Source organism: Pseudoalteromonas sp. TAB23 (assembly GCF_000498075.1).
GTDB lineage: Bacteria > Pseudomonadota > Gammaproteobacteria > Enterobacterales > Alteromonadaceae > Pseudoalteromonas > Pseudoalteromonas arctica.
The window spans coordinates 1-3920 of the sequence record NZ_AUTP01000181.1 but is presented as its reverse complement, the minus strand read 5'-3'; the positions used below and the strand labels follow the sequence as shown (position 1 = coordinate 3920).

Below are 3920 nucleotides of genomic sequence, written 5' to 3'. Positions count from 1 at the left end.
TTAATGCCGATCAGTTAAGAAATATTTAACGATCCATTGACCGATCTTCTGGTTAGTTTATAAAGGCTTCTGAATTTATTCAGGAGCCTTTTATTTTGCAACTCACTACCGCACTTTCTCTAGCCAATAGCTACGCACCCAATTCAGAAGGCTTAGGTCAACTGAGTGATTTTTTATGCCCTGAGTTTATCAAACAATGCGCAGAAACCGCAGGTGTCGCGACGATAAGGAAAAGAAGGCTTCCTGTTGAGATGGCCGTTTGGACAGTCATTTGTATGTCGTTTTATCGTGAAGACCCACTGTGGAGTATTGTCAGTAAATTAGGGCTCGCTTTACCAGGTAAAAAAGAACTCGTTGCGCCCAGCGCGGTTGTACAGGCTAGGCAGCGGCTTGGGGCTGATGCCGTTAAACAGGTTTTTGAGCAAAGTCAGCAAATGTGGAATGCTGATGCGAACCATCCCACATGGTGCGGGCTATCACTACTGGGTGTTGATGGTGTCATTTGGCGCACACCGGATACTGCTGAAAATCAACATGCATTCTCCATGTGGAAAAATCAGTATGGTGACACGGCCTTCCCTCAGGTTCGCATGGTGTGTTTGATGGAGTTAACTAGTCATTTATTAATGGGGAGCGCCTTTGATAGTTGTCGTACAAGTGAAATGGTGTTGGCTGAAGACTTAATCGAGGCAACACCCGATAACTCACTGACGTTATTTGATAGAGGCTTCTATTCTCTAGGCTTACTCAATCGTTGGCATCATGCTGGGGTAAATAGGCATTGGCTTCAACCGATGAGAAAAGGCACGCAATATGAAATTGTTCGCTCTCTAGGTCGTCAAGACAAACTCATCAAGCTAAAAGCAACAGCACAAGCGAGAAAAAAGTTCGACGATTTACCAGAGAGCATTGAAGTTAGGCTAGTCACAAAAACGGTTAAGGGGAAAGAGGTGAATATACTCACTTCATTAACAGACCCAATGCGTTTCCCTAAGGCTGAAATTGTTGACCTCTATAGTGATCGGTGGGAAATTGAACTTGGTTATCGAGAAATGAAACAAACCTTACTGAATAGTCACTTTACGCTACGCAGCAAGAAACCTGAGATGATAGCGCAAGAATTATGGGGCGTAATGTTGAGCTATAACTTGCTCCGATACCAGATGGTGAAAATGGCGCAGAAAAAATCTGGAATATATGCAAAACACCTGAGTTTTACGACGTGTGCTATTAGTATTATTAACCTTATTCATACAATGTTTATAGAAAATGCAGGACGGATACCTAAATCAATAGAGCAATTACAAGCTCAAGTTGAACATCACATATTGCCGATAAAACGGGAGCGGGCGTATCCGAGGTGTGTGAAACCAAAACCCAGTAAATACCCCAATAAAAAAAGCCAGTCAGCTGTTAACTGACTGGCATTAAGCATGTTGCTGGCTTTTTTGGTCGTGTATTATTTTTAAAGCGTATGCCTTGTGATAGGCTTTAATTAAGAAAATGCACATTCGTTTTACTATTTACAAAATAATGTCAGTTCTGTGAATTAATAAGCAGATAAACTTATTCAACCTAAAGGTTTTTTTCATGAAAATCAGCAGCAATTTCGACAGTGGTAATATCAAAGTTATTGAAGCCACCGATCCTTTAAATATTCAATTAGAAATTAATAAAGATCACCAGTCTGAATTTTATCAGTGGTTTCACTTTCGTCTTGAAACAACGCCTTACCAATTGCATAAGTTAAATATTAATGAGCTTGATAAATCAGCTTACCCAGATGGTTGGGAAGGGTATCAAGCCGTTGCATCATATGACCGCCAAACATGGTTTCGTGTACCATCAAGCTATGAAAATGGCACATTAAGCTTTGAAATTGAACCAGAGTGCGGCAGCGTGTATTTTGCTTACTTTGCGCCATACAGTTACGACCGCCATTTAGATTTATTATCTTGGGCACAAAGCCAAGGCGCTTGCCAATTAATAACGCTTGGTGAAACACTTGATGGCCGCGATATGAGTGTGCTCAAAATTGGTGAGCCAAGTGAAGATAAGAAAAATATCTGGATCACAGCACGTCAACATCCAGGTGAAACAATGGCAGAGTGGTATGTTGAAGGTCTACTGCACAAACTTCTTGATGACGAAGACCCACATGCAGCTGCGCTTCTATCAAAAGCAGTGTTTTACGTTGTGCCAAATATGAATCCAGATGGCAGCGCACGCGGACATCTCCGTACTAATGCTAAAGGCGTTAACTTAAACCGTGAATGGCAGACACCAAGCATGGAGAATAGCCCTGAGGTTTACCTAGTACTAAATAAAATGCGCGAAGCTGGCTTAGATATGCACTTAGATATACACGGCGATGAAGCTATTCCGTATAACTTTGTGGCAGGCAGTGAAGGTATTCCAAGTTACGATGCTCGTCTTAAAGGCCTTGAAGATAGCTTTAAAGCTGCGCTTTTAACTATTACTCCAGAGTTTCAAGATGAGCATGGCTATCCAAAAGATGAGCCCGGCCAAGCTAACCTTACGGTAGGTTCATCAGCTACTGCTGAAGAATTCAAAGCATTAACGTACACAATTGAAATGCCATTTAAAGACAACAACGATTTACCTGATCCAGACTATGGCTGGTCAGACCGTCGTTCGTATCAATTTGGTCAAGATACGTTAGCGGCAATTGTTAATGTTGTTGATAATTTAAGATAAAACGTTTATTTGAAGGGTATCAATAGTTTTGATGCCCTTTTTGCTTTTAGTAAAATCCCTTTTACAAAAAATAATAATCATATAGCAACTCCATTCCAAAACGTTTTTAACGTTTCTTCGCCGCGTATCATCACCGTATCGGTACAAATCAATCTACTTTCCTTTAAATACTGCTGATGCAGTGCCTTGCAATAGCTACGTAATTAAATATTTTGAAAATTAAGTGTTAACAAAGTTGGGGTACTTAAGTTAAGATTAATTAAGTAATGAGTCGGGACGGGAGAGGTAAAACCTTATTTCGTGAAACTTATGTTGCGTAGTAGCTAAAGCAGAGTCTCGTAATTAAAAATAATAAATATAACTATAGAGGATATCCATGGAAGCTTTTGTAAGCGCTGTTAATGATGTTGTTTGGAGTAATGCACTCATCTATTTATGCCTAGGCGCAGGCTTGTTTTATTCAGTATTAACTCGATTTGCTCAAGTTAGACATTTTAAAGAAATGTGTAAGTTATTATTTAGTCCAAACACGTCTGATAAAGGTATCTCATCTTTTCAAGCCCTTGCAGTATCGTTGTCTGGACGAGTTGGCGTAGGTAATATTGCAGGTGTTGCAGCAGCTATCGGTTTTGGTGGACCAGGTGCTATTTTTTGGATGTGGGTTGTTGCTTTTCTAGGTGCAAGTACCGCATATGCAGAATCTACTTTAGGCCAAATTTATAAAACAGAAGAAAACGGGCAATATCGTGGCGGTCCAGCGTATTATTTTGACCGTTGTTTAGGGCAAAAATGGCTAGCTGTTTTATTTGCTGTTTCGGCAATTATTGCATGTGGTGTTTTTCTGCCAGGCGTACAAGCAAATGCGGTAGGTAATGCGTTTACTCAAGTGTTTGGCGATGGCAATATGGTTTCTACTAGCTTTGGTGACGTAGGCAGCTTTAAATTGGTCGCTTTGGCAATTATCCTTATTGTTTTGGCGTTTATTATTTTCGGCGGAATAAAGCGTATTGCGAACTTTACGCAAATAGTAGTGCCATTTATGGCGCTTGGTTACATAGTATTGGCACTAATCGTAGTATTTTTAAATTTAGATAAAGTGGGTGATATATTTTATTTAATTATTAGTGATGCGTTTACTGCGCAGGCCGGTTTTGGTGCTGCTATTGGTTGGGGCGTTAAACGCGGTATATATTCTAACGAAG

At 40.3% G+C, this 3920-nt stretch carries 3 protein-coding genes; all 3 read left to right on the top strand.

The annotated features are described in order from the left end of the window. The first annotated feature begins 95 nt into the window (after positions 1–95). On the top strand, positions 96–1421 hold the full coding sequence (locus tag L654_RS0108850; protein WP_024607224.1) for an IS4 family transposase: 1326 nt from the start codon (positions 96–98) through the stop codon (positions 1419–1421). Positions 1422–1590: 169 nt separating this feature from the next. Further along, the gene (locus tag L654_RS0108845) at positions 1591–2718 is read left to right on the top strand and encodes a M14-type cytosolic carboxypeptidase (protein WP_024607823.1); all 1128 of its coding nucleotides are present in this window, start codon (positions 1591–1593) and stop codon (positions 2716–2718) included. Between the two features lie 376 nt (positions 2719–3094). After that, the coding region (locus L654_RS0108835; protein ID WP_024607822.1) for an alanine:cation symporter family protein at positions 3095–3920 on the top strand (826 nt) is incomplete at its 3' end.